The 3,646-nt window shown below is 35.6% G+C and carries 4 protein-coding genes and 2 pseudogenes; 1 reads left to right on the top strand and 5 read right to left on the bottom strand.

The window, feature by feature from the left end; genetic code table 11:
• The 3 genes and pseudogenes from RYL77_RS08895 to RYL77_RS08885 all read right to left on the bottom strand — a co-directional run.
• Positions 1-565 (bottom strand): glycosyl hydrolase family 28-related protein (locus RYL77_RS08895; protein WP_315011009.1); only part of this gene is annotated, 565 nt, incomplete at its 3' end.
• 446 nt (positions 566-1,011) lie between these two features.
• Positions 1,012-1,197: pseudogene (locus RYL77_RS08890) on the bottom strand (hypothetical protein); the annotation flags it as partial.
• Between the two features lie 104 nt (positions 1,198-1,301).
• On the bottom strand, positions 1,302-2,192 hold the full coding sequence (locus tag RYL77_RS08885; RefSeq protein WP_315011008.1) for a cation diffusion facilitator family transporter: 891 nt from the start codon (positions 2,190-2,192) through the stop codon (positions 1,302-1,304).
• 132 nt (positions 2,193-2,324) lie between these two features.
• Here RYL77_RS08885 and sczA point away from each other — a divergent pair, with 132 nt between their 5' ends.
• Positions 2,325-2,861 carry a TetR/AcrR family transcriptional regulator SczA gene (sczA, locus tag RYL77_RS08880; protein ID WP_315011007.1) on the top strand — a complete coding sequence of 179 codons (537 nt, stop codon included), beginning with the start codon at positions 2,325-2,327 and terminating at the stop codon, positions 2,859-2,861.
• Positions 2,862-3,027: 166 nt separating this feature from the next.
• Here the strand turns inward: sczA and pnuC (RYL77_RS08875) are convergent.
• Positions 3,028-3,258 (bottom strand): annotated as a pseudogene (pnuC, locus tag RYL77_RS08875) (nicotinamide riboside transporter PnuC); the annotation flags it as partial.
• A gap of 11 nt (positions 3,259-3,269) precedes the next feature.
• Positions 3,270-3,646: nicotinamide riboside transporter PnuC (pnuC, locus tag RYL77_RS08870; RefSeq protein WP_315011006.1), on the bottom strand; the 377-nt coding region annotated here is incomplete at its 5' end.

Below are 3,646 nucleotides of genomic sequence, written 5' to 3'. Positions count from 1 at the left end.
CAATTTCTTTTACTAAATAAGTTCCTTCAGGAAAATATACATTTCCTCCACCTAGTCCTTTAGCTGCAGCATCTATTGTATCTTGAATTGCTTGACGATCATCATTAACCCCGTCACCTATTGCTCCATAATCTTTTACATTTAAAGCAGTTTTTTGGATATCTTTTTTATTTGTATTATCACTTATATCATCTTTTTTATTACTCTTAATTTGAGTTGTAGTTTTATCTTGATTGTCAACCGATTTACTATCTATTTGTGAATTAGAACGATTTATATCACTAATCACATTACTATCAACATTTGATGAAGTAACTAAATTAATAGTAGATGAATTTGTATCAATATTTTCAGTAGAAATATTCTTATTAAGATTTTGTGAATAACTCGAATCATTGGTAGTTACATTAGAAATTTCTTTTGTATCAATTTGTGATGTATTAGTACCAATTTCATCCGCTAAAATACCATTGCTTCCCAAAATTGAAATAGCCAATAAAACTGAACATATCCCAACTTTTAATTTACGAATGCTAAATACTTCATTATGAAAAATATGTTTCATAAAGACCTCCAATATTTTTATTTATTTACAATTTATTATTACTTTTCTTAAAATTGATAAAATGACACCGCTGTCATTATCTTTATAATATATTTTATAATTTGAATTGTCAAGAAATAACACAACAAAAGACAATATTTTTGAAAACGCAATCATCTAATGAATTATATATCCAAACTATACACCAATAATATTCCAAACATTTCTAGTTTGAGATAATAGTTTCATTGTTTCGAAAAAAATCTTCTAAAATATCACTAAATTCTATTTAATAAAAGTCGTAATCTTTTAATTATAATTTAAAATCATGTCCATCCGTCAAACGGGTGGTTTGTACCAGGGCTATAAGCCCAAATTACCAGCCAGCGCTTAAAGACGCTGGCTTTCACGTTGTTCAAGCCTTATTGCTCTTGACTCATCACTTGCCTCTTAAAGAGGCTTTAGTATTACTTACCACTATCCCTAAAGGGATCCTCATATTCTTTTACACTCAATTTATCTAGTGCTATATCATGCTTTACTCGTTCTCAAATTTTCATACTCGTGAAGAAATCATCCACTGGATAATTTCTTTAATCTTGAATATATTTCGTAATTGTAATTTCATTGAATCCCACCGTACTCACATAATAAAACGCATAGTATCATGTATTGAAATTCTTGATACTATGCGTTTTATTCTAGGAATATTTATTTCATTTTCTCTTGAAATTGAGTTTTGTCCCAGCCTCTTTTTCTAATGTTGATGCTCATGGGGTTGCTCTAAGGCTGTTACCCTCCTTTTATGTTGCGAATGATTAATTTGACTGCTATCTACTTCAATAGTAATATTCTGCACGCCTCTTTCTTCTAAGAGTTGACGTACTTGATTCTTTGTTTCCGTCATCTGCTCCCAATCTTCTAAACAGAGATGGATAATAGCATTATTTTCCAGACCATCCATAGACCAAATACTAAGTTGATTAACACTTTTGACATTGGTCAGAGTCTCCAAATCCTTCTCCAAATTACCTGCCTCTACTCCTTCTGGCACAGCTTCTAAGAAAATCTTGAGTGCGCTCCAAAAGCGAGGAAGGGCTTTTGTTAGAATGAAGATGGAAATGACAAGCGATAAGAGCGAATCAAGTATATACCAATCTGTAAATCGGAGAATAATCGCCATTAGAATGACAGCCAACCAACCCAGAGTATCTTCCAAAAAATGCAGGCTAAGAATTGACTCGTTCTTTGTCATTCCCTTACGAACTACTAGGCTAGCTAGCACATTGGTACTGACTGCAATGATCCCTAGCCATAGAATACCCTCATCATTAACAGGCTGTGGATTAAAAATTTTAGTTATATTTTCCAAAATCACTAGGATGGATCCTGTGATAAGAATCACAGAAGTCACAAGAGCCCCTAAAAGACTAAATCGCTTGTACCCCAAAGTGTACCGCCTATCTTCTTCTCTATTTGAGATTGTTTCTAAAAAGGCCGATATGCCAATAGCTATAGCATCTCCCAAGTCATGGACAGAATCAGCAAGAACAGCACTCGAACCAAAGATTCCTCCTGCGATAAACTCAACAATAGCATAGCTCAAATTTAAGAAAAAAGCTACCCAAACAGTATATTTTGCCTTCATCTTCCTCACTTCTTTGTTATAATAGATTTATGAACACCTTGTTCATTATCATTATCCACTAAAACTCAAAGAAAGGATAGAAGCAAAAGGTCAGCTTTATTCAGTTCTGAACAATTTGCCTCAAGTGTCCATATGACTAAGATTGACCGCCGTATCAGTAAAACAAAAAAAGCCATCTATCAAGCTTTTCTACAACTTTTGAACGATAAGGGCTATGAATCCACTACAGTTCAGGATATCATTGACCTCGCAGATGTGGGACGCTCCACCTTTTACTGTCACTATGAGAGTAAGGAACTACTGCTAGACGAGCTTTGCCGATACCTCTTCCATCACCTATTTGAAAGAGAGGAATCCGTTTCAACCGAGGACTACCTCGCCCACCTCTTTCTCCATTTTCAGAAAAACCAAGACCATATCACCAGTCTGCTATTTTCCAAAAATGACTACTTCCTCCGTCAACTCCATAAAGAGCTAGAACACCATGTCTATTCCGTGCTAGCTGATAATTTAAAAGAAGCCCACCCTAATCTGCCTACTTCTTACCTCCAACACTTGGTCGTGTCCAACTTTATCGAGACATTGACCTGGTGGCTCAAAAAAGGTCAAGATTTCACAGACCAGGAAGTTGTCCAATTTTATCTAGACCTTCTCATTCCTAAAAATTGAATATAGAGTAAAGCTCAGTTGTCTTATTTCTAGGTTACTGAGTTTTTTATCTTTTCAACAACAAAAGAGGACCCGCCGATCCTCTTTTTCATAATATAAAATCCTTTATTATCAACTCTATCTGTTTTAACTGAAAACGCAAAACAGCATTTTCAAACATCTTTTCCTAGTTAGGTAAATCCCTATTCTGCTTAGCAGCCTTACTCCACTGATACCAATCAACTAGACTATTAATGAGATAAATTAGATATTTCCCTTGAATTTGCAGGCTTTCTCCCCACCAGAGATAGATTGAAAAGACATTAGTAGCTGCCCAGAATATCCATTGTTCACGGTAAACAGCTGTCATGAGGATTTGCCCTACCCCATTGGTCGCATCAGTGATAGAATCACGATAGTCCGAGAGTATTAGTTAGGTAAATCAGTATTCTGCTTAGCAGCCTTGCTCCATTGATACCAACCAACTAGACTGTTAATGAGATAAATTAGATATTTCCCTTGGATTTGCAGGCTTTCTCCCCACCAGAGATAGATTGAAAAGACATTAGTAGCTGCCCAGAATATCCACTGTTCACGGTAAACAACTGTCATGAGGATTTGCCCTACTCCATTGGTCGCATCACGATAGGGACGATTGGCACCAATAGATTGATAAATAAAGCCAAAGGCCAACCACCAAAGAACACTAATAGAAAGATACTTCGTCCAACCCTTGCCGTCCAGTTTACGCGCGACAAACTCTTGTTGTTCTTTCTTAAACTGGGCTTGATAAATCCAAACCAAGA

The sequence above is a fragment of the uncultured Streptococcus sp. genome (assembly GCF_963516515.1).
In the GTDB taxonomy this organism is placed as follows: Bacteria; Bacillota; Bacilli; order Lactobacillales; family Streptococcaceae; genus Streptococcus.
This window is presented reverse-complemented; position numbering and strand designations above follow the sequence as displayed.

What these genes read in the sequence shown, in the direction of transcription:
- sczA (WP_315011007.1), top strand. Translation starts at nt 2,325, where the DNA reads ATGACTAAGATTGACCGCCGTATCAGTAAAACAAAAAAAGCCATCTAT.
- RYL77_RS08885 (WP_315011008.1), bottom strand. Translation starts at nt 2,192, where the DNA reads ATGAAGGCAAAATATACTGTTTGGGTAGCTTTTTTCTTAAATTTGAGC.